General features: G+C 44.2%; 33 protein-coding genes. All 33 read left to right on the forward strand.

All coding sequences use genetic code 11. From position 1 onward, the window contains the following. Positions 1-45: 45 nt before the first annotated feature. The 33 genes from ABW391_RS17765 to rpsU all read left to right on the forward strand — a co-directional run bounded on the left by ABW391_RS17765 (position 46) and on the right by rpsU (position 26,319). The gene (locus ABW391_RS17765) at positions 46-489 is read left to right on the forward strand and encodes a hypothetical protein (RefSeq protein WP_353483248.1); all 444 of its coding nucleotides are present in this window, start codon (positions 46-48) and stop codon (positions 487-489) included. Continuing rightward, a complete protein-coding gene (locus tag ABW391_RS17770; protein ID WP_353483249.1) occupies positions 482-745 on the forward strand; it encodes a hypothetical protein in 264 nt (87 codons plus the stop codon). The genes ABW391_RS17765 and ABW391_RS17770 overlap by 8 nt, the downstream gene beginning before the upstream one ends. Beyond that, positions 742-1,227 (forward strand): hypothetical protein, encoded by a 486-nt coding sequence (locus ABW391_RS17775; protein ID WP_353483250.1) that lies wholly within the window; start codon positions 742-744, stop codon positions 1,225-1,227. The genes ABW391_RS17770 and ABW391_RS17775 overlap by 4 nt, the downstream gene beginning before the upstream one ends. Continuing rightward, the gene (locus ABW391_RS17780; protein ID WP_353483251.1) at positions 1,190-2,134 is read left to right on the forward strand and encodes a hypothetical protein; all 945 of its coding nucleotides are present in this window, start codon (positions 1,190-1,192) and stop codon (positions 2,132-2,134) included. Before ABW391_RS17775 ends, ABW391_RS17780 begins: the two co-directional genes overlap by 38 nt. Further along, the gene (locus ABW391_RS17785; RefSeq protein ID WP_353483252.1) at positions 2,134-2,490 is read left to right on the forward strand and encodes a hypothetical protein; all 357 of its coding nucleotides are present in this window, start codon (positions 2,134-2,136) and stop codon (positions 2,488-2,490) included. Before ABW391_RS17780 ends, ABW391_RS17785 begins: the two co-directional genes overlap by 1 nt. A gap of 68 nt (positions 2,491-2,558) precedes the next feature. Continuing rightward, entirely contained in the window at positions 2,559-2,945 is a 387-nt protein-coding gene (gene iscU / locus ABW391_RS17790; protein ID WP_353483253.1) for a Fe-S cluster assembly scaffold IscU, read from the forward strand. After that, on the forward strand, positions 2,929-3,252 hold the full coding sequence (locus ABW391_RS17795; RefSeq protein ID WP_353483254.1) for a HesB/IscA family protein: 324 nt from the start codon (positions 2,929-2,931) through the stop codon (positions 3,250-3,252). Before iscU ends, ABW391_RS17795 begins: the two co-directional genes overlap by 17 nt. 69 nt (positions 3,253-3,321) lie before the next feature. Next, entirely contained in the window at positions 3,322-3,909 is a 588-nt protein-coding gene (locus ABW391_RS17800; protein ID WP_353483255.1) for an HNH endonuclease signature motif containing protein, read from the forward strand. A gap of 46 nt (positions 3,910-3,955) precedes the next feature. Next, positions 3,956-4,672 carry a hypothetical protein gene (locus ABW391_RS17805; protein ID WP_353483256.1) on the forward strand — a complete coding sequence of 239 codons (717 nt, stop codon included), beginning with the start codon at positions 3,956-3,958 and terminating at the stop codon, positions 4,670-4,672. Between the two features lie 19 nt (positions 4,673-4,691). After that, a complete protein-coding gene (locus ABW391_RS17810) occupies positions 4,692-6,473 on the forward strand; it encodes a glycosyl hydrolase family 28-related protein (protein WP_353483257.1) in 1,782 nt (593 codons plus the stop codon). Further along, entirely contained in the window at positions 6,473-6,898 is a 426-nt protein-coding gene (locus tag ABW391_RS17815) for a hypothetical protein (RefSeq protein ID WP_353483258.1), read from the forward strand. The genes ABW391_RS17810 and ABW391_RS17815 overlap by 1 nt, the downstream gene beginning before the upstream one ends. 2 nt (positions 6,899-6,900) lie before the next feature. Next, positions 6,901-9,222, forward strand: a complete 2,322-nt coding sequence (nrdA, locus tag ABW391_RS17820; protein WP_353483259.1) for a class 1a ribonucleoside-diphosphate reductase subunit alpha — start codon at positions 6,901-6,903, stop codon at positions 9,220-9,222. A gap of 193 nt (positions 9,223-9,415) precedes the next feature. Further along, entirely contained in the window at positions 9,416-10,516 is a 1,101-nt protein-coding gene (locus ABW391_RS17825) for a ribonucleotide-diphosphate reductase subunit beta (RefSeq protein ID WP_353483260.1), read from the forward strand. A 12-nt stretch (positions 10,517-10,528) separates the two neighbouring features. After that, positions 10,529-10,750, forward strand: coding sequence for a glutaredoxin family protein (locus tag ABW391_RS17830; protein ID WP_353483261.1), 222 nt, complete (start codon positions 10,529-10,531; stop codon positions 10,748-10,750). Then, positions 10,701-11,396, forward strand: coding sequence for a class I SAM-dependent methyltransferase (locus tag ABW391_RS17835; RefSeq protein WP_353483262.1), 696 nt, complete (start codon positions 10,701-10,703; stop codon positions 11,394-11,396). The genes ABW391_RS17830 and ABW391_RS17835 overlap by 50 nt, the downstream gene beginning before the upstream one ends. 1 nt (position 11,397) lies before the next feature. Beyond that, positions 11,398-11,697, forward strand: a complete 300-nt coding sequence (locus ABW391_RS17840) for a hypothetical protein (protein WP_353483263.1) — start codon at positions 11,398-11,400, stop codon at positions 11,695-11,697. A 1-nt stretch (position 11,698) separates the two neighbouring features. Then, positions 11,699-11,980 carry a PAAR domain-containing protein gene (locus ABW391_RS17845; protein ID WP_353483264.1) on the forward strand — a complete coding sequence of 94 codons (282 nt, stop codon included), beginning with the start codon at positions 11,699-11,701 and terminating at the stop codon, positions 11,978-11,980. Beyond that, on the forward strand, positions 11,980-14,019 hold the full coding sequence (locus ABW391_RS17850) for a hypothetical protein (protein WP_353483265.1): 2,040 nt from the start codon (positions 11,980-11,982) through the stop codon (positions 14,017-14,019). Before ABW391_RS17845 ends, ABW391_RS17850 begins: the two co-directional genes overlap by 1 nt. A gap of 103 nt (positions 14,020-14,122) precedes the next feature. Further along, positions 14,123-14,665, forward strand: coding sequence for a hypothetical protein (locus ABW391_RS17855; protein WP_353483266.1), 543 nt, complete (start codon positions 14,123-14,125; stop codon positions 14,663-14,665). Positions 14,666-14,779: 114 nt separating this feature from the next. Beyond that, on the forward strand, positions 14,780-14,938 hold the full coding sequence (locus ABW391_RS17860; protein ID WP_353483267.1) for a hypothetical protein: 159 nt from the start codon (positions 14,780-14,782) through the stop codon (positions 14,936-14,938). A gap of 133 nt (positions 14,939-15,071) precedes the next feature. After that, complete coding sequence (locus tag ABW391_RS17865; RefSeq protein ID WP_353483268.1) at positions 15,072-15,305, forward strand: hypothetical protein; 234 nt, start codon at positions 15,072-15,074, stop codon at positions 15,303-15,305. Positions 15,306-15,468: 163 nt separating this feature from the next. Then, positions 15,469-15,813: a phosphoglycerate kinase gene (locus ABW391_RS17870; RefSeq protein WP_353483269.1), complete on the forward strand. Its 345-nt coding sequence runs from the start codon at positions 15,469-15,471 to the stop codon at positions 15,811-15,813. 12 nt (positions 15,814-15,825) lie between these two features. Beyond that, positions 15,826-17,199, forward strand: a complete 1,374-nt coding sequence (locus ABW391_RS17875) for an ATP-dependent DNA ligase (protein WP_353483270.1) — start codon at positions 15,826-15,828, stop codon at positions 17,197-17,199. Between the two features lie 200 nt (positions 17,200-17,399). Beyond that, complete coding sequence (locus ABW391_RS17880; protein ID WP_353483271.1) at positions 17,400-18,734, forward strand: FG-GAP repeat domain-containing protein; 1,335 nt, start codon at positions 17,400-17,402, stop codon at positions 18,732-18,734. Between the two features lie 61 nt (positions 18,735-18,795). Further along, on the forward strand, positions 18,796-19,023 hold the full coding sequence (locus ABW391_RS17885) for a hypothetical protein (RefSeq protein ID WP_353483272.1): 228 nt from the start codon (positions 18,796-18,798) through the stop codon (positions 19,021-19,023). A gap of 105 nt (positions 19,024-19,128) precedes the next feature. Continuing rightward, a complete protein-coding gene (locus ABW391_RS17890; RefSeq protein ID WP_353483273.1) occupies positions 19,129-20,277 on the forward strand; it encodes a hypothetical protein in 1,149 nt (382 codons plus the stop codon). Beyond that, positions 20,278-20,736 (forward strand): hypothetical protein, encoded by a 459-nt coding sequence (locus ABW391_RS17895; RefSeq protein WP_353483274.1) that lies wholly within the window; start codon positions 20,278-20,280, stop codon positions 20,734-20,736. Between the two features lie 111 nt (positions 20,737-20,847). Continuing rightward, the gene (locus ABW391_RS17900; RefSeq protein ID WP_353483275.1) at positions 20,848-22,056 is read left to right on the forward strand and encodes a hypothetical protein; all 1,209 of its coding nucleotides are present in this window, start codon (positions 20,848-20,850) and stop codon (positions 22,054-22,056) included. An 11-nt stretch (positions 22,057-22,067) separates the two neighbouring features. Beyond that, positions 22,068-22,757 carry a Bax inhibitor-1/YccA family protein gene (locus ABW391_RS17905; RefSeq protein WP_353483276.1) on the forward strand — a complete coding sequence of 230 codons (690 nt, stop codon included), beginning with the start codon at positions 22,068-22,070 and terminating at the stop codon, positions 22,755-22,757. Positions 22,758-23,086: 329 nt separating this feature from the next. After that, positions 23,087-23,332, forward strand: coding sequence for a hypothetical protein (locus tag ABW391_RS17910; RefSeq protein WP_353483277.1), 246 nt, complete (start codon positions 23,087-23,089; stop codon positions 23,330-23,332). 6 nt (positions 23,333-23,338) lie between these two features. Continuing rightward, entirely contained in the window at positions 23,339-24,910 is a 1,572-nt protein-coding gene (locus tag ABW391_RS17915) for a hypothetical protein (RefSeq protein WP_353483278.1), read from the forward strand. Next, on the forward strand, positions 24,900-26,114 hold the full coding sequence (gene clpX / locus ABW391_RS17920; RefSeq protein ID WP_353483279.1) for an ATP-dependent Clp protease ATP-binding subunit ClpX: 1,215 nt from the start codon (positions 24,900-24,902) through the stop codon (positions 26,112-26,114). The genes ABW391_RS17915 and clpX overlap by 11 nt, the downstream gene beginning before the upstream one ends. 13 nt (positions 26,115-26,127) lie before the next feature. Then, complete coding sequence (rpsU, locus tag ABW391_RS17925; RefSeq protein ID WP_353483280.1) at positions 26,128-26,319, forward strand: 30S ribosomal protein S21; 192 nt, start codon at positions 26,128-26,130, stop codon at positions 26,317-26,319. The last annotated feature ends 123 nt before the right edge of the window (positions 26,320-26,442 follow it).

Consider the following 26,442-nt stretch of genomic DNA (forward strand, 5'->3'; position numbering starts at 1 on the left):
ACGTAAAAACTCCAGGGTTTCTTTTTGGCATTAAATACTCACAGAATGAAGATCATATGCCGTACCCTTTTCGATTGTAGTCTCACTGGTGTGACAGGACATTTCAGATCAAGCGAAATTCCTTTTGTGGATCGTGCTGGACAATCAGTTAATAATCAACTGGACTGGAATCATTCACGCAACCAACAACGCAACTGGGAAACGCTGTTACAAATTATAAGTTTGCGAACACAACCTGCTGATCTCACTGTGCCTGTAGAAACGGACGGGGTATGGGAATTTGAATTTCGAAGTGAAAGTGAAGGCGTATTCGAAATGCACGGAGACTCTGATCCCTTGGCTGGACTCAGAGTCGATTGTGAAGGGATACCCATGATGTTGAACTTAACAGAACAACCCAGTCTGGCTCCCACTATCACCACCAATGGCGAAGATCAAAACATTTGGTTCATTGCGGTAAATAATGCATTGGAGAGTAATCATGGTTGACACAACTGATATTGAAAAGAAAAGTCTTGAAGCGCACGTTGAACTGTGTGCAGAGCGTTATCGCCACCTGGAACTCAAACTAGAGAATTTAGAAACTGACGTCTCTTCGGTCAAAGTAACTGCTCGAGAAATACATGAAACAGTGACTCAAATGAACGATCGGCGCAACAATCAATTGCTCAACTGGGCCGTGGGATTAATTGGAGTGCTAATGGCAGCGTTGGGATATATGATCTCCCACTATGTAATAAAATGACCCGAGAACAAAAACTAGAAGCCTGGGCCGAACGTGAGCTCAAACGCAATATTGATAGTATCATAATAGATAATGGCGCAGGTGGCATTGTGGTTTTTGGCAAATACTGTATTGAAGCCAGTGACACAAGATTCTGTGTGAGTACATGGGACAGAGAAATACACAGTTTCAGCAGTAAAAAATCAGCCATGAGTTGGTGTACTGCTGATCATCAACAACAGTATAATTTAAGCAATTTGATACTGGTGTTAGATCGTAAAAAACAGGCCCTAGCGGCAGATATATACTGTCGCAAGACCGTGGGCGAACGTGGACGCCATGAAAATTTTTATGAAATCATAAACATGAAAATTCAACCCAAAATAGACCTGTATAATTCTGTTGACGCAGAATTAGAAAATTGTGTAAATCGGGCTAAATATCTACAGATTAGAGGATTCAATAATGAAACTGCAAGAACTAGCGGCTCCCCAGCCAAGTAAACAAATTGCCAAAGTATTCGAAAGTTACTTTGGTTCACGTATTCGTTTTGATCAATTGTCACACAACCAAACTCGTGTGATGTTGGTCAAGGTGCAAGGCGTGTTAAAAGAACACCGTGGAACAACCGCCCGCCATCGCAGTGAAACCAATCCCAAGTATTTGCAACTGGTAATGATGGAACAGGCCCTGAGTGCCAGACTAAAAGAAACCATGTTGCCACCTGTGGCCAGTACTGGTGCTACTGCTGGCGCCCCGGCACAACCTGGCGCAATCGGTGCTGCCGCCGCCCCTGCTGGTGCAAAACCGCCACAGGATCCTAAACTGGCTGCCGCATTGAAAAAATCTGCCGGCGGACAACAATTGAATCCTGAAGAACAAAAACTTGTGGCCGGCGCCGCAATGATGCAGGCCGAAAGCCGTTTGCGTCGTGCAATGCGTCGTCTCAACGAAAGCGAAGTACAACAAGCACAAGTGGTGTTGGCTGCACAAGACATGGTTGACAAGATGCAAGGCATGTTGGAAGATGTTACAGAATTGCAATTCAAAGAATTGCCTGCCTTGGTTGACTCAATCAAGAATCAAGTTGGTATTGATCAAGCCACACAATTCAATCAAGATGCCACTGCCGCATTGGCTGGCCTGGTGCAGAATCTTCAAGGTGCCAAGCAACAACTTGACGCCGCATTGAATGTTGTAACAGGACAAGCCCCTGCCGGTGCCGCTGCCGCTGGTGCCATGGGCGCTGACATTGCCGCAGGCGCAGGCGACATGGCTGCCGCTGGTGCTGACATGGCCGCCGCAGGCGACATGGGCGCTGAAATGGGCGCCGATGCAGAATTGGATGCCGCTGCCGCTGAAGCCGGTGCTGAACCTCCTGCTGCCGCGCTGGGCCGCGCCAAGAGATAATGAAAATCTTCGAAGTTGACATGGGCATGGCACCACCGCCTGACCCGGAGCAACTGTCAGGCTTGGTACAGTTCCTTAATGGCCGGGCTAACGATACCAATGCTCGAAAAGAAATCAGCCAGGATGCGTTTATCAAACTGGCCAATGATTTGGACATCAATATCACTGCTCAAAATCTAGCCGATGTGGTGAGCCAAGAGCCACTCAGTAACTTGTTGGAACCTATGGATCCAAACACAGGCGTACTGATGTTTAAAGGTGCTGGACAACCAGATGTTGCCATGCCAGTGAACAAGGCTCAAGACATTGTGGCAAGTGCTGCCAAATCTGCAATGAACCGAGACCGCGGCGTCTAAACAATCCAGTCAACCAAAGGTTGACACAAAACGTTAAATAGTGTATACTTGACTATAAAAAGGTTTATATGGCATACTCAGAAAAAGTTGTAGATCACTATGAAAATCCACGCAACGTGGGTAAATTTGAAATTGACAATACTATTGGCACCGGCATGGTTGGTGCGCCTGCTTGCGGTGACGTGATGAAATTACAAATCAAGGTAGGCAGTGATGGCATAATCACTGACGCAAGATTCAAAACATATGGCTGTGGATCTGCTATTGCCAGCAGTTCGTTGATTACAGAGATGGTCAAAGGCATGACCCTGGATCAAGCAGGCAAGATCAAAAACAGCGACATCGCTGAGGAATTGGCCCTTCCACCAGTCAAAATCCATTGCTCAATTCTTGCAGAAGATGCCATCAAAGCCGCAGTAGCAGACTATCGCAAGAAGCATGATCTCGTTCACTGACACAGCACGGAACAAAATACAAAAGTTAGTTACAACCAAAAACTATGCTGGTATTCGCCTTGGGGTTAAAACCACAGGTTGCTCCGGACTCGCTTATGTGTTAGAGTACGTTAAAGAATATGTTGACGAACAATATGTTATCAATTATGCACAACCAGATTTTGTGGTTCTGGTAAATCAAAAAGACAACGTGTATCTTCAAAACATGACCGTAGACTATGTGCGCCAGGGTCTTAACGAAGGCTTTGAATTCTCAAATCCCAACGCCAGGGATTATTGCGGATGTGGAGAATCATTTAGAGTTTAATAACCCAAATGAACTTGAAAATCTCTTAAATTAATATCTTTGGGATATATAAATTTATAAGAGATATCTATGTTTATAAAAGAATCCACAGAAACCAATAGTTACGAGAAAAAAAGTAAGTTTGGTAAATTAACTGAATACACTAGGACCAAAACACTAACTCATTGGGGGTGTGATAATTGTGGTATAGAATTTACTAAATCAAGAAATGGAGTATATGATATTACCTCCAAATCATATTGTAAAGATTGTATTTTAGAACATGGAAAATCTAAATTAGCCGGGCAAGTGGGCTACCAAGCCAGGGCAATTAAACACAAAAAAGAAAAAGCAGGAACTTTGTTTAAAAAAGAAGGGTATCCTGAAATAAGATACGGCATTGATTATCCGCATCGATCCGGATTTGGTTCTATTAGAGAACATCAATATGTGATGGAGATGCATTTAAATCGACGATTAAAAAAAGGCGAAGTAGTGCATCATATTGACGGCAACAAACAAAATAATAATTTAGAAAATTTGTACCTAACAAGTGTAGCAGAACATAATAAACTTCATGCCGAAAGCGAAAGTATTATTTTTGCATTAGTAAAAAACGGATTGGTTAGATTCAATCGAGATACAGCAAGATATGAATGGTGCGGAGAAAGTTTTTGAATATAGTTGACAGTTGGACTATTATAGTCTATAATTAACTATAATTATGTATAATCCAAAATTTGATTACCAGCCTATTCCCCGAGTCACAATAGAGGGCCGGCGTTACTATGCCACACCCGATGGCAACAACTTGCCGTCAGTGACCACAATCCTGGACAAGACCAAACCTCCAGAAAAAGTTGAAGCATTAAATCAATGGCGTCGACGTGTGGGCGCAGAAAAAGCACAGCAGATCACAACAGAAGCCGCCAATCGTGGCACACGCATGCACACTTATCTTGAGCACTATGTCAAAACGGGCGAGCGAAAAGAACGTGGATCTAATCCTTTCTCCTGGCCCAGTCACGCAATGGCAGATGTGGTAATTGATCAAGGACTTGCCAACGTAAATGAATTCTGGGGCATTGAAGTTCCGCTATATTTCCCCAGCGTGTATGCAGGCACAACAGATGGTGCTGGCATTCATCTAAATGAAGAGGCCATATTAGACTATAAACAAACTAATAAGCCCAAAAAGCGTGAATGGATTGATGACTATTTTGTACAACTGTGTGCCTATGCAGAAGCACACAATGAATTGCACGGTACAAAAATACGCAAGGGTGTGATTTTGATGTGTGTCAAGCCCGATCTAGATGAACAGCACAACATTGTAGGCAAGCCTGTATATCAGGAATTTGTGCTGGAAGGTGCCGAATATGACCGTTATCGGGACATGTGGTGGAAAAAGGTTGAACAGTACTACATGCTAAATATGTAATATCGCAAGGACTATTACTGTGGCAATTGTACAAATCTCAAGAATAACTCAACGCAAAGGTCTAGCCATTGACCTACCTGAACCTCTAGCAGGTGCAGAACTAGGCTGGTCAACAGACACACGCAGACTCTACATCGGCAACGGTACAACCCAAGAAGGTGCGCCGGTGGTGGGCAACACTGAGGTACTGACCGAATTCAGCGACATTTTGAGTTATGCTACAGAATACACCTACCAAGGTGAATCTGCCAGTTATGCTGTACAAACAGGTGCCAGTACAAGTACACCAGTAAGCCAAAGTTTACAATCAAGACTGGACAGCAATGCTATAATTACAGATTTTGGTGCTACCGGTGATGGTGTAACAGATGTCACTGCCAATATCAACCGTGCTCTATATCAATTGTATTGTAGACAAATTAATCCTCAAATACGTCGTAGTCTATATTTCCCTGCCGGCACTTACATAATCAGTGACACATTAAATATACCCCCTTACTGTAACTTATATGGCGATGGACCAGAAGGTACCATCATCTATTTTTACGTACAAACCTGGACTAGCACTGTGGCCTATGCCACTGGTGTGTTGGTAAAGAATGGGTCCAGTTATTATCGAAGCGTGGCTGCTGTGCCAACAGGTGCCTCTATTTCTGACACAGTATATTGGACCGCTACCACCTTACCCGGTTATATTTTTAGAACCGCCGACAGTCTACAACAAACTGGGGCCAATATTGGACTTAATGGTGCTTTGCAACCAGGAAGTTTTGAAATTTCTAACATGAAGTTCATGACCAACATGGTCCATGACGGCTGTCTTGCGCAAGCCGCTCAAGACTGCGCATTTGAAAGTGTAAATATTTCAGGGCCCGAAACAACTAGTACATTAACAACATCTGGAAGTGGCACTGCTTGTGTGAGATTTGACACCACAGCCAGTTATGTGTGTAGTAATATAGAATGGAATCATGGCACATTTACTGGCATGACCTGGGGCACCAATACCGATGAACAAATAGAAGGCGTTACCTTCAGCAACTGTTCTTTTGATACGTTATACCAAGGCGTGTATTTAGGAAACAATACACCACCAGCAGTGGGACCAACTGGGTTCCGTATAGTAGAAAACAATTTTGACAACATCTATGCAGAAGGCATATCAATTGTAAACGTGGGAATGAACTGTTCAGCATACAATGCATTTTATGATGTGGGCAACCATTTCTTGGGAACTGACAATCCTTCTACTCCAGTAATCGACATTGACGGAACAAACAATGTGAGTGTGGGCGACATGTTTGAACGCACTACGGAATATTCAACAGGCGTGCATCCAAGAATCCAACTCAACAACCTCAATGGCGTGGCACTGGGCATGAATGTGAGCAACATCACATTTTATCAAAACAATTCCGATGGTGGCGGTACTCCTTACAACTTTGCCAATCAGTTAGCAATAGGCACTTATCAACGCATGGCCGGTATCACTGACACATTAGCCGATAACGTGAGCAGTGCTAGAACCTTGTTGACATTTGATGCAGTCTATATCAAAGCGGTGCAAATCAACTACACTATCACGCGAGGCACGGCTATTAGAACAGGTGTTTATACCATAGTAGCCGGCACAGATGCGTCTGGCACTGGTCTACAAGGTAGTGATACAGGTGTACAAAATTCTGCGCCTGGACAAACATTCAGCGTCACTGAAGCAGCCAGTGTGGTCAGTTGGAAGTATGTGACTACCAGTACTGGCGCCGCTGGAACCATTTATTATTCAGTTACAAAACTAGCCTAATGTGGCCTAAAACTTTTGCCGAAAGGCTTGAGAGTTGGGCACAACTCCGACAACAAGCCTCCACCGCTGATGCGGAAACAGCACTTGCTGCCATTAATGCCTGGTGGTTTCAAACTCCCTGGCGAGCATACCATTTACACTGGGACGATCAACTGCTTTGGCCAGATCCTTGGCAATTATTGAGCGACGATCTCTATTGTCCTCTTGCTCGCGGGCTGGGAATACTGTATACTATAACTATGCTGGATCGGTCAGATCTGCAGGATGCTGTGTTGGCCGAGGTAGATAGCGACAATTTAGTCCTGGTCGCCAAAAAGAAATATATACTGAATTGGGATCCGGAGCAGATGTTAAATATCACTCTAGGGCATTTCAACCCCCACCACAGCATTACGCAAGAGCAAATACAACAACAAATCGGGTAACAATGAAGCAAATTATAGTACAAAAACGTAGTGGCAGTCGCGAGCCACTAGCGTTGGAAAAATGGCAGGCACAAATAGCCAAGATTTGTGCAGGCACAGCAGATGTAAGCCAGAGCATGATAGAGATCAAAGCCCAGTTACATTTTTATGATGGTATTACAACTCACGAAATTGATGGCATTACACTCAGGGCCATAGTGGATTTGATTGACGTAGAATCAAATCCTGACGTTGGACATACCAACTATCAATACGTGGCCGGCAAACAACGACTATCAATGTTGCGCAAAGACGTATACGGTTCATACGATCCTCCTCACTTGTATGAAATTGTGAAGCGGAATGTGGCCACTGGCCTGTATACTCCTGAACTGTTGGAATGGTACTCAGAGGATGACTGGAATCGCATGGAAGACATGATTGATCATGCAAAAGACGAGCAGTATTCTTATGCGGCAGTGGAACAGTTGATCGAAAAGTATCTTGTCAAGAATCGTTCCACAAAGGAAATTTATGAAACACCACAAGTCCGATATATGGTTGCGGCCGCTACTGTATTTCACAAGGAAGAACCCAACAGCGCAAGAATGCGCTACATCAAGGAGTACTACAATGCTGCTTCAGACGGCCTCTTTACCTTGGCCACGCCAGTACTGGCAGGGCTTGGTACTCCTACTAAACAATTTTCAAGTTGCGTTCTCATTCGCTCGGATGATGATCTGGACAGTATTTTCGCCTCGGGGGAAATGATGGCCAAGTATGCCAGCAAACGTGCTGGCATTGGTTTGGAAATTGGACGACTACGTCCATTAGGCTCGCCCATACGGGGCGGCGAAATCATGCACACCGGCATGATACCATTTTTAAAGAAGTGGTTTGGAGATTTACGCTCATGCTCACAAGGAGGTATCCGCAATGCAAGTGCTACTGTATTCTATCCTATTTGGCATCATCAGTTTGATGACCTTATTGTGCTTAAGAACAACCAAGGAACAGAAGAAACCCGAGTCCGTCATATGGATTATGGGGTTGTGCTTAGTGCTTTCTTCTGGAGAAGATTCAAGAACAAAGAAAACATAACATTCTTTGATCCTAACCAAGTTCCAGACTTATACGAAGCGTTCTATGCCAACACTGAACGTTTTGAGAAACTGTATGTTGAATACGAAAACCGTAAAGACCTACGTACCAAGACCATGAGTGCTGAAGAAGTATTCAAAAGCGGCATACTAAAAGAACGTACCGATACAGGTCGTATCTATTTGGTGTTCATTGACAATGTCATGAACCAAGGTCCGTTCGATACTGAGTATCATACCATTTACCAGAGTAATCTTTGCTGTGAAATTCTCTTACCTACAAAACCGTTTAAGCGCCTGGATGATGATGCAGGGCGAATCGCCCTGTGTACGTTGGGAAGTATTAACTGGGGTGCATTCCGGAATCCTGAAGACATGCGCCGTGCTTGTAGAATTCTGCAGAGATCCTTGTGTAATATACTTGACTACCAAGACTTCCTGTCAATCCAGAGCCAGTTATCAAATGACGAAATCCAGCCGCTTGGTATCGGTATTACTAACCTGGCTTACTGGCATGCCAAGCGAGGACTCCAATATGGTAACAAGGATTCTTTGGCCGAAGTCAAGTCGTGGATGGAACATCAGGCTTTCTACCTTACCGAAGCCACAGTTGAACTTGCTAAGGAACGGGGCCGTTGCAAAGATTCGGACCACACCTGGTATGGTAAAGGTATCTTTCCCTGGGAGAGACGAGCCAAGGGTGTTAATGAACTCACAGACTTTTCTCCTGAACTGAACTGGGAAAGCCTACGTGCTGATATGCGAGCATATGGTGTGCGCAATGCTACACTAATGGCCATTGCACCTGTTGAAAGTTCCAGTGTTGTAATTAATTCTACCAATGGTATTGAAATGCCTATGAGTTTGATCTCAGTAAAAGAAAGCAAAGCAGGAAGCCTTACACAAGTTGTACCTGAGTATCACAAACTCAAGAACAAGTATCAGATGATGTGGGCGCAGAAAGACTGCGACGGATATTTAAAGACAGCGGCTGTGTTAGCGGCCTATGTTGATCAGTCAATCTCAACAAACACATTCTATAACCCAGCACACTTTGCTGACCGTAAAGTACCCACAACATTGATTGCCCGGAACTTGATGCAAGCACACCACTGGGGATTGAAAACATTCTACTACAGTTTGATCAACAAAGCAGGTAGTAAAATGGCCAAAGAAGACGCACCTGTGCCCTTACTTGAGATTGATTTTGATCTTGAAGAAGACTGCGAAGCTTGTAAGCTATGAACAGCATTGAAAAAGTTTGGGCCCGGGCAACTGGGCACTTGATGGGAGAGTCAGATCATGATCGTCCAGACGTGCCTGTACTAACTCTTCGGGAAGCACGAATAGCCCTATTTTTTAAAACATTCTGGGTTATAATACATGTTGTAACATGTGGGTTCATTATAGCAAATACAATAAGACACTGGTAAAAATTATGTCAAAACAACAATACAATTTAAAAACAAAAACTGACTATCTCAGCCGCAAGATGTTCTTGGACCCAGCAGGTCCTGTAACAATACAACGCTTTGAAGAAGTCAAATATAACAAACTGGTCAAGTACGAACAAGAAGCACGTGGCTTCTTTTGGGTGCCAGAAGAAATCTCTTTGACCAAAGATGCACAAGACTTCAAGGATGCCAGTGACACAGTCAAGCATATCTTTACGTCAAACCTGTTGCGCCAAACAGCACTGGATAGTTTGCAAGGACGTGGTCCCAGTCAAATTTTCACACCTGTGGTTTCAATTCCTGAACTTGAAGCCCTGGTCTACAACTGGACATTCTTTGAAACCAATATTCACTCACGTAGTTACAGTCATATCATTCGTAACATCTACAACGTGCCCAAGGATGTGTTCAACACAATCCATGACACACAAGAAATTGTAGACATGGCATCCAGTGTGGGCAACTACTACGATGCATTGCATGTGATCAACTGTCGCAAAGAAGCAGGCGAAATAATTACAGAACATGAACACATCAAGGCTATCTGGCTAGCACTCAACGCAAGTTACGCACTGGAAGCATTCCGCTTCATGGTGAGTTTTGCCACAAGCCTGGCCATGGTAGAGAATCGTATCTTTATTGGTAACGGCAACATTATTCAGTTGATACTTCAAGATGAAGTGCTACACAAAGAGTGGACTGGTTGGTTGATCAATCAGGTGGTCAAAGAAGATGCTCGCTTTGCCGCGGTCAAGGCCGAATGCGAAGGCGAAGTATATCAAATGTATCTGGATGTGATCCGTGAAGAAAAAGCCTGGGCTGACTACTTGTTCAACAAAGGTCCGGTGATTGGTCTTAACGCCAACATTCTCAAAGACTTTGTGGACTTTACAGCGTTCAACGCACTCAAAGAAATTGGTATCAAGTACACAGAAGAACATCCACGATCCACACCCATACCTTGGTTTACTAAGCACGTGGACACCAGCAAGAAACAAACTGCGCTCCAGGAGAACGAGTCAACTAACTATGTTATTGGTGTTATGAGTGATAGCATTGATTACGACGAGTTACCTGAACTATAACAAGGAGAAAATATGAAAGCCATAGTATGGTCAAAAGATCAATGCCCTTTCTGTGTGCAAGCAAAGGCACTACTGGAAAGCCGAGGCATTGATTACGAAGAACGAAATGTGTCCAGAGACTGGACAAAAGAACAACTATTAGAAGCAGTACCAACCGCTCGCACACTACCGCAAATCTTTTTAGATGATGCACATGTGGGAGGGTTCAATGAACTCAGACAACGGCTTGTTTGATCCCAAAGCAATGACCATGGACTGGTTAAAAGAAAAAATACCAGATCTTGAGACTAACAAATTTTTTACTGCCGATTGGTTCACAAATGGTTTAATAAATTTTGAATATGCCAAAGCACAGATGGGCACACTTCCAGACACAATTTTAGAAATTGGATGTCACGAAGGACGTAGCACTTGTTGGATGTTGGAAAACTTGTTGTCAGAAAATGGCTCAATTACCTGCATAGATCCTTTTGCAAATGACCCCCTTAGTGCTTTTCGAAATGATCAGCCACCTGCACCAAACTTAATTGAGCAAGTATTCCGTCACAACACTGACTTAGCCAAGTCACCGGAACAAACAATTCGACTCATGCCAACATTGAGTTTTTATGCCCTAGCAGAACTTATAACAGAAAACAAACAATTTGATTTTGTCTATGTCGACGGCAGTCACAGTGCAGATGAAGTACTAGCAGATGCTGTGATGTCATTTGGATTGTTAAAAAAGAACGGATACATGATCTTTGATGACTATCTCTGGAAAGACGGGTCAGACGTATTAGATCGTCCCAAAATGTCTATTGATGCTTTTGTAAATATGTTTCAAAAGCACATAGAAATCAAATTGATTAACTATCAATACATTATACAGAAAGTTTAAAATGCAATTCGATCAAAATCAGGTGTACACCTTCAAACTCAACTCTGGAGAAGAGTTGATTGCCCGTGTTGAAAAACCTGGCACAGAGTGGCTCACTGTCAGTGATCCTGTGAGCGTGGCTCCAGGACCGCAAGGCATGGGACTTGTGCCCTCAATGTTCACCGCAGATATCAAGCGGGAAATTCAACTAAATATCAACAGCATATCACTTTATGCCTATGCTGAAGACGCTGTCAAAATGAAATACATCGAAGCAACCACAGGCATCAAAGTTCCGGACAAAAAACTTATATTGGGATAAAATGCCAGCAGTACAACGAGATGGTGATGCAAATGGCGCAGGGGGTGTAGTCTCTGGCGGTGTTGCCTCTGTACGTGTGAATGGTAGCCCTATCACTGTAAACGGAAATCCTGTGAGTGCTCACGCTCCTTGGGGACGACCACATCCACCACATGCGGCAGCCAGTACCACAGGCGGAAGTGGCACTGTGCGAGCCGGTGGCATTCCCGTTGTTACCACTGGCTGTTCAGACACCTGTGGACACGCTCGTGCTGGTGGCAGTGCTGATGTAAGGGCTGGATAATGCCCAGTATTCTCAGTCCGTTACAACTAACCGCCGCTGTGGCCTTGTTGCAAAATCAAGGACTAAAACCGTTTCCGGCTGCATTGGCCACTGCTATTCAGTCTTTCAATGCCACCACATTGATCAGTAACTTTCTTGCGGCAGTGAGTTTTTACAAAGCACAGAGTTTTGCCACCGAATCAACGCTGACTAGTTTGTTGAGCATTGGCAGTACAGTGTGTCCAGCCTTGGGCAACAGCATACCAGCCAGCCCAGTTGGAACCTATCCATACTTGAACATCGAATATCTCATAAACTATCTTGGTGCCGCAGATGGTAGTACTATCGACCCATCGGGATTTTCAAATCTAATAGAACAAACTTGTGCGGCCTATCTCGGCAACGGTGATGCCGGCGAGTTTGGTCAAGGATTTGTGGCCATGCAAGGTTATATTGCCAGCACCAATCAATACATCAACAGTTCAGCCAATGCCAATCAATATCTTGGACCCTTGTTTACCAACATGGATGATCTGGTCACAGCCAACATATCCAGCATGACCACTGACTTGCCTGGGTATGGGGTTGACTTGGCCAATCAAGGCAACCTGTGGAACATGAGCAAGTTGGATCTGTACGGCACACCCGCTGGACTCTTGCAACAAATATCTGCATTGGCTGGCATTCGAGGACGCACAGTTCCTGATTTACAAAATGCCTTGATCAGTATGGGGCTGTCGGCCACCGACATTTCCAACTTAGTAAACGACAATCGTGTGGGACTCAACAACCCTACAGGCCTCACACAAAACGAATTTGATAAACTACAGTTGTTGGCATACAATGCCACAACCATGATCTCAGGCGATGCCTTGACACAGATCTTGGACATACTGGGAGTGACCACTCCGGGTATTGACAGCCTTGATGACTTGTTGAATCCTGTGATCATGTTTCCACTGAGTTATGCATCATTACAGACCCCCAGTCCTGATGGTGCTGTGCCTATTTTCAGTTCAACTGGGGCAGTGAATTCCAACATCACTCCCATAGTCAACAGTTACTTGCCCACCTCATCGGGGTGTGATGAACTGGGCAAGATTATTCCACCTGCTCAGGCCACGGCCAACAAAGCTATTCAAGTGGCATTCCAACAAATCAACAACGCACCCAATACCACATTGCCACGGTTGGCTGAAACAGTGCTAGGCAATGTTGATAATCCTTGGAACGTTACACAACCATACTTGGCCAATACTGTGGTTGGGTATGGATCTCCAGTGCCCTCTTACTATCGTGCCAAAGATGATGTGCCTGTTGGTACAGATATCAACAACACTGCCTACTGGACACCTACCACATTGGGCGGTCTTAGTACACTGGCTGACTTGCCACTGATCCAGGCACAGACCGCCCCAGTTGACAGTTCAGTAACTGACTATATCACAACCACAATGGCCACAGGCACAGGGCCCGACGGTACTATTACCACCTATGACATACTAGGACTTGCAATTGACAGCGACAACTTTGCCGTACAGTTGACCAGTGCCACTTCTGCAATCAACAGTTTACAAGGTGCCGGAAGTCTCGCCACACTTAACACAGCATACACCAACATCTTGCTGGCTGTTAATGATGCTGGAGTCATTACACAAATTGGCAACGCCAACTCGGCCATTGCCGCACTCATTGCCAATCCCAATGTGACTGTACTCAATACTGCTTGGACTTACATGTCCAACCTAATGAACTTGAGTGCCAAGTATACCACCGAGGCTGGTATCGATTATTTTCTATTACAACCTGATGATAAGAATAGTGTGTACTCCTTGGTACAAAACTTACCCAATTACGGTCTACTCACAGCCAATGGCGATGCGGCTGAGTTTTTAGAAAACATTGCTGACACCGCCACCCTGGGTGGACAAGCCATCGTGGGGGTAATGCGTGAAGGTCGCAACAATGCAAGATTGAGCACGGCTGGCCTGTACAATACCAATCAAATACCCAGCAACCCAGAAATAGCACCGATTCCGGTAATTGATCCAGTTACCTGATCAAATCGGCTACTTTGAGATTGATTTTGTATTGACTTGGTACAAATACGTATATATAATATGCAATGACTCGCGTCATTCTACTTTTAAAAGGAAAAACTAAATGAAGAAAATCTTCGCAATCTTGGCCTTGGCCATCTCCGGTACTGCTTTTGCAGCCGACACGTTCACAGTTGAAAGTCAACGCATCAACAACGCAGGTGCTGCCGCACAACAACAATATGTGCTGGGTATCAAGAAAGATTTCACGGGCTTTGCCGGTGACTTGGCATTTTCAAATGCACAAACTGACGGTACAAATGCTTTGAGCACACGTATTGAAGCAGGCGCAACAGTGGCCGGTCCAGTTGGATTGTATGCTCGTGTTGCAACAGGTCAAAAGTATAGCAATACTGCTGACTTCACATATTACTCAGTTGAGCCAGGTATTGCAGTCGCAGTTCCGGGCGTTGCAAGGTTGACTGCCAAAGCGGGTGTACGTTTCCGTAGTGCATTTCAAAGTGCAAACAATGACCAAACACACACAGCCCGTTACTCATTGGCTTATGCTTTGGGCAAGAACGATACCGTCGCTGTCAAGTATGACCGTGTTCAAGGTGACAGCAACCAAAAGATTGTTGCAGTAGCATACACACGTGGTTTCTAAAAAGTAATACTTTAGTACTACAAAAGCCCTGCAAGTTTGCGGGGCTTTTTTTTGGTTGACCAATAATGACTCTTTTGCTATAATATACACATGTTCAGTAAAAAGGAGTTGGAAATGCGCGAAGCAATTCTTGCAAAATTAGCCGAAGTTGAAACCATGCTAGACGAATCCTCTTGCAGTGGCGACCAACTGGCCGAATGCGGTCAAGTCTATCGAGACATCATGGACAAGTTGTCTGCAATAACACAGGCTGTGGACTGCTACGTTGATTGACCAGAAATTCCCAATTTGTTATAATACTTGTATAGAAACTTAACAGGAGCCCCGAATGGAAAAACTCACATCAATACAGCAAGTCAATTCTGCTATCATGTTTGGTACGTGGACCGACGTGGAACTTCGTAGCATGGCTGATGCTATCCGTTTCAATCAGATCAGTCTTCGCAAGCAGGTCAAACGTAGCCTGGACGTGGGCGTTCGGGTGCGCTGGGTCAGTTCCAAGAACCCGTCAGGTGCCACAGGCACAGTGAAAAAGATTGCAATTAAATATGTCACAGTCCGCAATGACCGAGACGGTGGCTTGTGGAAGATCCCGGCCAACATGCTGGAGATAGTTGAAGGACAGATGGTGACAGCATGAACTTCCGTTCTTGGTGCAGAGAAAAGTGGTACGAGCATGTTGACGAACTGATCAGTTACGGGCTTGAACCACAGTTTACCGCACAAGAATATTTTGATCGATATAAATTTTGGCTCAAACGTGAATTTAAACATCAGCAAGGAGTGAAATAATGGGTCTCGACATGTATGCATACACCGCCGCCAAGGAACAGGCAGATTACAAAACTGGTCAACGTGAAATTGCCTACTGGCGTAAACATCCTAACCTGCACGGTTGGATGGAACGACTTGCTGAATCTAAAAATGTAGAGTACAGTACATTTAACGGGGTTGAACTAGAACTTACTTGGGCGGATCTAGATGAACTGGAACGTGCAATAACGCACAATCAACTACCCCCTACCCAAGGCTTCTTCTTTGGCAACGAATCAGATGATTTTTACAAAAAACAAGATCTTGAATTTGTCAAGAAAGCCCGAGCAGAATTGTTCATGGGACTTAAAGTGTTTTATAACTCTTCATGGTAACCACTTAAATATATGAATGAAACCGACTTCTCAAACGAAAGGTTTGACAGCATAGTGGCGGCAGGATGGATCCGTGATCTAGAAAGTTCAGACAGTCGCATACACAAAGAAAAAACAATTGAAAAAGCACTAATGGCCGCCAAACTGGGCAGTGCTGATGCACAATGTTTCCTCTTTAATTGCTACCAGGCTTACAATCCTTTCTACACATTCAATATCCGTCAAGTGCCTGAGACTGAGGGCCTGACTAGTCGGCCCAACCCTTGGACAAAGTTTTGGGGGTTGCTGGAAGCCCTACGCACAAGGTCTACTACAGGTAATCGTGCTAGAGAAGCCATTGAACAAATGAGCCAACAGTTTGACTCAGACGAGTGGAACAACCTGGCTCGTCGTGTGATGATCAAGGATCTGCGTTGTGGCATTTCAGAAAAAACACTAAACAAAGTACTGGGCAAGACTGAGTACAAGATTCCTGTGTTTACTTGCCAGTTAGCGCAAGACTCCACAGACCAACCCAAAAAACTTCGAGGTATCAAACGTCTGGAAGTTAAACTGGATGGTGTGCGGGTACTGGCAGTGGTTGACGGCAGTAATGTTTCTCTGTTCAGTCGCAATGGCAAAGAGTTTGCAAACTTTCCGCAGATTGCAGATGCTATTGAAGATGCTCGCAAGCACTTTCAATGGGGCCGCGGCACAGGCGGCCGCTTTGTGCTAGACGGCGAGATTGTGGGAGAAAGTTTCCAGAAACTCATGAAGCAAGCACACCGCAAGAGCAATGCTGAGACTTCGGGCATGGTATATCACATCTTTGATATCCTTCCTTTAGAGTCATTGCAAGAAGGACACTGTAACATACAACAGTACAAACGCATTGAGTGGCTTGAGAGTGCCCGAGATCGCTTGTTGGAAACACCTTGCTTGAGAATCATGAACGGCCTGGATGTGGATCTGGACACAGCCGAGGGACACGATATCATGAACCGTTTCGCCCAAGACGCTGTGGCAGAAGGCTTTGAAGGCATTATGATCAAGAGTCTGGATGCACCCTATGAGTGCAAACGTAGTGATTTTTGGATGAAATGGAAACCCACAATCAGTGTTGACCTCACTATTGTGGGATTTGAGCAAGGAACAGGTCGCAATGAAAATAGACTTGGTGCCATAATATGTGAAGGAGAAGACAATGACCGTAGAATTCATGTTAATGTTGGTAGTGGGTTTAGTGATACTCTTCGTGATGAGTATTGGGCCAGTAGGGATCAGTTACTTGGTCACCTGGTTGAAGTCCAAGCGGACGCAGTCACCCAAAATCAAGACGGAACATACAGCCTCCGATTCCCAAGGTTCTTGAGATTTAGAGACTTTGACGCAGGGGAGAAAGTGTAATGACACCTTTACATGAAATAGTGTTGGTAGCAGTTATTGTAGCACACAGTGCTTTTGGACCTGCACAACTGGAATACCAATCAGTTGATTATTTTAACTCTTGGACTCGATGCCGCCAAGAGCAACAGCGATTGAGTCAAAAGCAAGATAAAAAAACTGCATACATTTGTCTAAAGGTTGATAGAAACTAAAGGGGTTGTATGAAACTTGCACTTGTAATATCTGCACTGGCAGTGGCTCTAACAGGTTGTGGTGGCGGAGGTGGTAGCGGAGGGTCTTCTGGATCTAGTACACCAGCATTGGCGTCAAGTAGTCTGCTAACAAAAATCGGTACCACTGGCTCAACTTCGTCTGCATTTATTCCAACCCTGGTGTCTGGTGAGTTTGCTGGCGACGGTAGCAAGTATGCAGTTGTCAGCGGATGGTATGTAAACGATTTGTCTGGGCCACCGGTGAAGATTTACAAACTCAATTCTGATGGCTCAGCCCTGGATGCAACAGTTGCCATTTTAGGTTCAGAGTTTTCTTTTTCGGTTATGTATCCTGTGGTAGCCGACTTTAACAATGATGGAATAGATGACATATTTTTTCCAGGGTTTACTGATCAACCAGGCACACCAAACAATCCCAGTGCAGTTTTTATAAGTCGTAAAGGCCAGAGTCATCAACGATACGATTTAACCGATCCTATATCAGCACATGCTACCATTGCAGTGGATCTAGATGGTGATGGTGATCTTGATGTGATTAGCAATCAAGGGCATGCATGGATAAACAACGGTAGTGGAGTATTCACTCATCGAAAATATTCAAATTCTGGTGCTTCGGGGGTTTGTGCTGGCGATTTTAATAATACCGGTCGTAGCCAATTGGTATTCACAGATTCATATGACTCTATCCAAGACACATATATCTATGAAGTCAATGCTACCTACGCAGAATTTAACAACTTAACAAAAGTTGCTACTTTACCTGTATCATATTTCGACAAAGATAGTACCACGCAAGAACTCAGCCACGACGTGAGTTGTATAGTGGCTGATTTCAACAATGATGGACGACCTGATATTGTGATAGTGAGTGCCAGTAATTCTCCAGCGATTCTTGCTGGAACGTCACCGCCACAGAGTTATGTACAGGTATATATCAATCAGGGCAATTATGTGTTTACAGAATTGTCTGGTTTGAGCACTTACAATTCTAATACTCTCAGCAGTTATACTCCCAAGGTGATGGATTTTAACAATGATGGCAAGCCAGATATCTGGCTAGGAAGTGTGAACGCCTGGCAAAACAACAACAGCAATCAATTTTGGGTCAACGATGGAACTGGACTATTTGCTCAACAGGCCATATCTAAAGTGACCACAATATTAGATAATTTTAGAACATTACACACCGACATAACACCCGTTGGAAATTACGGTGTTGCACTGCCTATTAAAATAGATGGCAAATGGAATTTGGTTTTTACCGGCGGTAGCACCACCCGTCAACACAGCATTGGGTATGCTATCACACAATGGACTTTTTGAGGGTTGACAACTTGATTGCAATAGCATATAATAATATATTAAAAATAAGTTGAGATTAAAAATGACATCAAAAACAGCCAATGGTATTCGCGGACACTTGTTAAAATTATTTAACGGAGAGTATGTGTTTCGTGTGTATGACGCTGAACACAATTTTGTAGACTACAACATACATCACAGTGACTTGTGTGTGACCATTGACGATGCAGATGCGTATTTTTATCATCGAGATGGTCAGGCAATCCTGGATCATGCACCTATGACATTGGGGATGACAGATGATAGTTGAAATATTTTTATACGGTTTTATCTCAGCATTTGGTTGGTGGAGTGCCACGCACTATGTGATTGAGCCGCACTTTCCGCCACCTATTGAAAAGAAAGCGGAAAACAAGTGATACCACCTATCTACTATCGTGTGGGTGGTGAAGTGATCTTCAACGACATACTGGCAAAATATCGATCCTTTACCACAAAACAACCTATTGAGTTTGTCTGTCGTACAGACGAATATGATCAAATCGATTGGACCAAAGAACCAACAGAAAGTTTTGAGCAGTTGATGGACCAACATGCTATCAACCTGCGCAACAAATATGAACGTGTGGTGTTGTTATGGAGTGGAGGCACAGACAGTCACACCATATACAATGTGTTTGTGCGCAACAATCTACATATCGACGAAATAGTTGTTTTTCACAATGACCAGTATGAACCTTGGAACTCCACCCAGTACGTGAAATGGATGCAGGACAATCACAAAGATCCTACTACCAAAATAACTGCACGTCCAAGATTTGATCCTGATGCCAAAAAACAAATTGTTACTGGCGAAGACTGGATATTAAAAAATCAAGCACTGGTGATCAAGTTTGCCATGGGCGTGGCCGATAGTGTGATGTGGGATTATTGTGCAGAACAAAATCAAGGACACACATGGTGTCTAGTAACAGGACTTGAACAACCTCGTGTGTTTGTGCAGAACGGCAAATATTATACAAATCATATTGGTAGTGTGTTTAGATTTGTCATGGGGTTCAGCAACATGGAATGTTTTTATACTGAACCAGTGTTGGCACTAAAACAAGCACACATGGCCAAACGTGCATTGGAAAAAATGGCTCTCAAGGATAAGTTTACAGAAAAAGACAACACTCAGTATCAAACAAACGAAGCCCATCACCTGAGATTCAATTCAGATCATTCCTATACTGCCTGGAGTCGTATAATAGGACGTCATCCTGAGGCCATCCAAGGCAATAGTTATCGTCATAAATGTCTGGAGTACCTGTTTGAATTTGAACCGGTCACGTCAGACAAGATAGATTCCACATTGTCTAGAGGATTTGATACTGGCCTGGCAAATCTAATTACTGCAGATGTTGCAGTGGCAAAAACATTTGAGCAAGGAATTAAAAATTTATTGCTTGAGAAAGATTTTTGTCTACACCTTTCGGAAACAGGGGTTGCTCCTAATCCTAATATCTTGGGTAAAAATGCAGGAGCGGCAGTGTATAGTAAAACTTACTGTTTGTCTAACTAAATGAAAAAAATTTACTACGAAAAACGTGGTCGCAGGTACATACCTGTGGCAGAAAACGACTACGACATGTTTGATGCCATGCCCAAAGGCACACACCTTGTGATGTGTTACCCAGGCGGGCAAAGCAAACGCTACAACATCAATCCCAACCATGCGGCCTTGCTTGCGGCCAGTCGTGTGGCTGAGTTTGCCATGTGTGATGCTCTCCGCAAGGCCAGCGAAGTACAACCAAGTCGTACACCTCTTACACCTGAACAAATGGCAGCCTGGAATCACTTGATTGAAGTGTTTGGCGAAGATGCTAGATCACTATCTCGGGCCAGTGCCCACGACATTGCTGAAGCAGGATTGAAAGCATTGCAAGCAGAAGCAGATCGATTAATGAAACACAAGAGTGTAAAAAGTGCATACGAACAATTCCTGTTGGTATGCAAATTAACCAAGAAGGAAAATGCGTAATGCATATCTCATCCAGGAATCTTGAAATACAGTTACCATGGGAACCAGGTCTACTGGAATGGTTGCAACAACATTATCCTGCTTCGGGATATTTTTTAATAGAGGATTGATATGGCCACAGTTGAAGAACAACAAAAACTCATTGAAGTTTTGAAATTCACTCCAAGAACCTACAAAATCAGTATGTGGGGCTACGGTGGTGAAAAAGTCATGGGCACAGTAGAACGCGATGTATGGGACTACTGCATGGAGAACCAGGTTGACTTGTCTGAAATTGCCTGGAGCGATGAAGAAACTGTGCAAGATGAAATGAACCTTGATGTTGATCGGTTACCATTCCCTCCAGGTTCGTGGTACGAATGTGACGACATGGCGCACACCAATGGCGTTAGCCGCAATGCCGGTACACTACAGATCGAAGATGAAACTGGTACTGTGGTATTTGAAAAGAGATTAGAAGATATGGATGGAGGCAGTGACGATGGTCCCGAATGGTCATGCAATGACGAAGCATGGATTGGCAGTAAGCCTGTGGGCACTGTGGTGTTCGTCGGTAGTAGTAACGAAAAAGGCACATTCTTTGAAGGCAATATTGAACTTACACAACCATTTGACATTACCAAACTAACCCTGGGTTACGATGATATCGACGGTGAAGAACTGGTCAACAGCGTTGTGTATGACGATGAAGACATTGATAACTTTGGTGGTAGTACAGACGGTAAAAGTAGCAACTTTGGAATGTATCTTGTAATAGATAGCAACACCTGGGAAACTTATGCGCCTGAAGAAAAGGACTGGGGACATCCTCCACATGGATCAAGTCCCAGCACTTGGGAAAAATCTGAGACATTTAAGTTTAAGAAAGTCAAACCTACACTGCCTGGCTATTACAGTTGTACGTGGCGACACTCTGGTACAACATATGGCACAGCATACTGGGATGGCACACAGTTTGGGGAATGGGAATACGGCAAGTTCAATCCTATCACAGGAGAGATTGTGACTTGGTCAGGATACAACTGGGACACCGGTTCATGGGTTAACCAACCACCAGAACCTGTAGATATTGCGTGTGACAATAAAAAATGTGGTTGGGTAGGCAAGAGTGAGGATCGTCGCACTGACGATGACTACAACGATCACTGCTCTGAATGCGACGGCACAGAGTTTACTTGGATTGACTATGACCCGGACTCAGCAGTTGGCCGAAAGAATCGTGCTAAGTACTGCGAAGAGTGGGATCCTGCGATTGCAATGGATCGATCCATTGCATCAGCAGATGAAGAACCGGCCAAGTGGCCAGCAACAAGACCTTAAAGGAGAAAACTATGAATGATACACTTATATTTAATGATGAACAATACCGTTCAGCAGAACAAATCAACTCGGCCATGGGCCGTGTTTACGGACACATGAGCCTAGCAGTTGTTGTGTCAATGCTGATCAGTTACTGGGTAGGCACCACACCCGAGTTGCTACAATTATTTTTCACAGGCATAACAAAATGGATTGTGATCTTTGCACCCTTGGCAGCCATATTTGGTGTGAGCATGGTACTGGGTAATAACCCAAGTAAACCCATGGCACAGTTATGCCTACATGGCTTTGCGGCCTTGATGGGCTTGAGTTTCTCAATGATCTTTGCTGTGTTTGCCATGGGATCAATTGTGAGTGCCTTTATGGGTGCGGCCATCTTGTTTGGTGTAATGAGTGGATATGGCTACTTTACCAAACGCAGTCTTGACAGCATGGGCAAGTTCATGATTGTAGGTTTGATCGCCATCTGTATTGCCAGTATTGTGAACATCTTTATTGGCAGCACCGTGATGCAGATGGTGATCTCTGCACTGGCTATCATAATCTTCCTTGGTCTCACTGCATATGACACACAACAGATCCGTGAAGAACTCAGTGTAGAAACTACTGATGCCGCAGAAGTGCGTGGTGCGTTGACCTTGTACATGGACTTTATCAACTTGTTCTTGAATTTGTTACAACTGTTTGGCGATAGAAAATAAACATTACTGATTTTAGAACAACAATAAGTTGACACGCCACCACTTTCTTTGTATAATGTACATGTGCATGAGCAAGGAGATTGGTGGCGATCTAATGGTATGAGCGGGGTGATCGATTCGCCCGGGCCCGACATAACCGTGGCAGGTAGATATAATGTCCACTAGGTTGAGACACTGTCCAAGATCTAGCAATAGGTCAAAACCGGCTGGTACCCGGTGTATGCTTCAGTTGGAAATCACAGTGAAAGGAAGTTTAAATGTCTGTTAAAATAGAAGCCTCTGATTCCATGCTTCCGTCCCTTGACTCTCTTAAAACAACGGCTTTGCCCATGCACAAATTATATTTCGAATTGTCAAGTGTGGACACATGGTACACTATCATGCGAGAAGCACGAGCACAGTTTGGTAAAAACTGGCGTAGTCAAGCACATGTCAAACGACGACTAGAACATGCCGGCCTTTGGCGACTAGGCAACCCTGCAGAACGGGTGTGGTTTGAAGTGCCTGATCCCAAGTTTGGAACCTGGATAGCAATTAAACATGCTGTTAGACAGGTTGACCCCACCGGTAAATAATACTCTATGATATTTGGTTTCAGCATCCTGTTCACTGCAATCTTGTTGAGTGCAGTGGCCGCTTACTACTCAGTAGCAGGCCTTACTGCCATCTTCAGTGCGGCAACTATTCCTGTGATCATCATGGGCGGTAGCCTGGAACTGGGCAAGATTGTGGCCACTGTTTGGTTGCACAACAACTGGAAACGTGCTGGATTTTTGTTCAAAGCATATCTAGTGCCAGCGGTAATGTTCTTGATGCTGTTGACCTCAATGGGCATATTTGGATACCTTTCCAAAGCACACTCAGATCAAAGTCTAGTATCAGGCGACAGCGTTGCAAAGGTGGCAATCTATGATGAAAAGATCAAAATATCTCGTGACAATATTGATGCCAACCGCAAAGCACTTAAACAGATGGATGAGGCAGTGGACCAAGTTATGGGCCGAAGCCAAGATGAAAAAGGTGCCGACAAAGCAGTTGCAATACGAAGAGGCCAGCAAAAAGAACGGGCTAGGATACTTGTTGACATTGAAACCGAACAGAAAAAAATTACTAGCCTTAATGAAGAGCGGGCACCACTAGCGGCCGAGTTTCGTAAGGTTGAGTCGGAAGTTGGGCCAATCAAATACATTGCGGCCTTGATCTATGGAGATAACCCTGACTCAAATGTACTAGAACGTGCAGTACGTCTTGTTATTATCATGATTGTGTTGGTGTTTGACCCATTGGCCTTGACACTAATTCTGGCTGCCAACAAACAGTTTGAATGGGCACGACAAGGCACAGGCGGATTTATACATGATGAGCCCAAGTACGAAGCCGACGATGGTCCGCTAACAGAACAACAAGTAGAACAACTTAAAGAATCTGTTGAAGCATTCAAAACAGAACCTCCCGACGATCCTATACCTTGCTACAAGTGCGGCACTGACTTATTAGACGCTCCGGGCATTGGTTTATTCTGTCCCAATAAGGAATGTGATGTTATAGACAATGTCAACGGTGCGGAACCTGTCAAGTTTGCACCAATTGAAATTGAATACAAGTTTGTGGACGAACACCATGAACCGGATCACGAACCTGACTTGCATGTTTATGACAATGAGCGATTGGTATCACGTTTTGATAAGATACAGGCAGTTGAACCTCCAGATGAAGAGATTGATGATGATGATGATGAAATCAAAGTCGCTATCAAAAAGTGGAAATCTGACCATCCCGATGACACCATAAAAAATCAACGCTACAAGTACATGCGTGGGGAAATCGCCGAATTGCCTTGGATGGGCCTGGTAGCCGACAATACCAGTGGCAGAGAAAGTCACAATGGTTTTGGTATCAACTTTCCAGATCAACCCAACAAAGCAGACACCTTTGTACGAGTGGATATCATGCCCAGTGTACTATACAAATACAACGGTGCTAACTGGATAGCTGTTGACAAAAATCTCAGTGACAGTTATACTTACGACTCGGCCTATATTGAGCACCTGATAAACAAAATAAGTACTGGCGAATACGATCCAGACTTGTTGAGCGACAGCGAACGTGAACAAGTGGCAAATTACTTACAAACAAAACCCAATGAAACCTAACGAATCAATCGACACCTGTAGTTTTTGCGGCAAACACAAAGACGTGGTGGCCAAACTCATAGTAGGCGAACAAGTTGCAATCTGTAACGAATGCGTGGAACTTTGTGAAACCTTGCTCCATGATGAGAATATTATTAAACCAAGTGAGCCAGTTGAACTTGATCCGTTACTGATCAAACAACACCTGGACCAATATGTGATCGGACAAGATAGAGCCAAGCAGGTACTAAGTGTAGCAGTTGTCAATCACTACAAACGTATCACCAATCCCGATCCTGCAATTGAAGTTGAAAAGTGTAACATACTCATGCTTGGCCCCACAGGTTCGGGCAAAACATTGCTGGCTCGAACTGTGGCACGTTACTTGGATGTGCCATTTGTGATTGCAGATGCCACAAGTTTGACCGAAGCCGGTTATGTGGGCGACGACGTGGAAAGTTTAATTAGTAGATTGTTTGCAGCCGCTGGCGGCGACATTGCTCGAACACAGCGTGGTATTGTGTTTATTGACGAAATTGACAAAATTAGTAGACGTGGTGAGAGTGCTAGTATCACACGAGATGTGTCGGGAGAAGGTGTACAACAGGCCTTGCTTAAATTGGTAGAAGGCACCAAGTGCAGAGTCACCCCCACAGGCAATCGCAAACATCCATCCGGTGAGATGATTGAAGTTGACACCACCAACATCTTGTTTATTGCCGGCGGCGCATTTGTGGGGCTCGATACTGTGGTCAAGAATCGTGTGCAAGGAACTAGCATTGGATTCGGTGCTAAAATTAAAAACGATGCAATAACACATCTGGATCTAGTCACTCCAGAAGATCTGATCAAGTTTGGTATGATTCCAGAGTTTGTGGGACGTTTTCCAAGTTGGGTAGCACTGAACGAACTCAACAAAGAAGATTTGATCCGTATCTTGCTGGATGTCAAACACAGTTATATAGAGCAGTATTCCTGGTTGTTTGGGCAGGACAAGGTAGAACTAGAATTCTCACCCGATGCCTTGGAAATGATTGCAGATCGCACTATCCTAAACAAAACTGGTGCTAGAGGCTTGCACTCGGAACTAGAGCGTGTGCTATTGCCCCATATGTTCTACTTGGCTCGCTATCGTAGGGAAGGTATTAACCATGTGTTTATTGACGCAGATCAGGTAAATACACCTACAGAATTGAAAGAAGCCAATGCAAAAACTCAGGGGTAGATCGGTACTGGTCATGGACGGCAACGTAGACAAAGCTCTACGTAAATTCAAAAAGAAAATACAAACATCGGGCATTTTGGACGATGTGAGAGCCAAAGAATTCTACGAAAAACCCACAACCGAGCGCAAACGCAAAAAGTCGTCGGCTGCAAATCGATGGCGCAAAAAACTAGCCGAACAGGCTTTGCCAAAGAAACTTTACTAAGTCAACTTTCATCTGTATAATAAATAAACATGTAGTGCCCATGGTGGGGCTACATTACAAGTCATCTTGCTTATATAAAGGAGAAAACAAATGACAAAAACTCTCACCCTTCGTTCTTTCGAC

Origin of the sequence: Haliscomenobacter sp. (assembly GCF_040403615.1) — a bacterium.
In the GTDB taxonomy this organism is placed as follows: domain Bacteria; phylum Bacteroidota; class Bacteroidia; order Chitinophagales; family Saprospiraceae; genus Haliscomenobacter.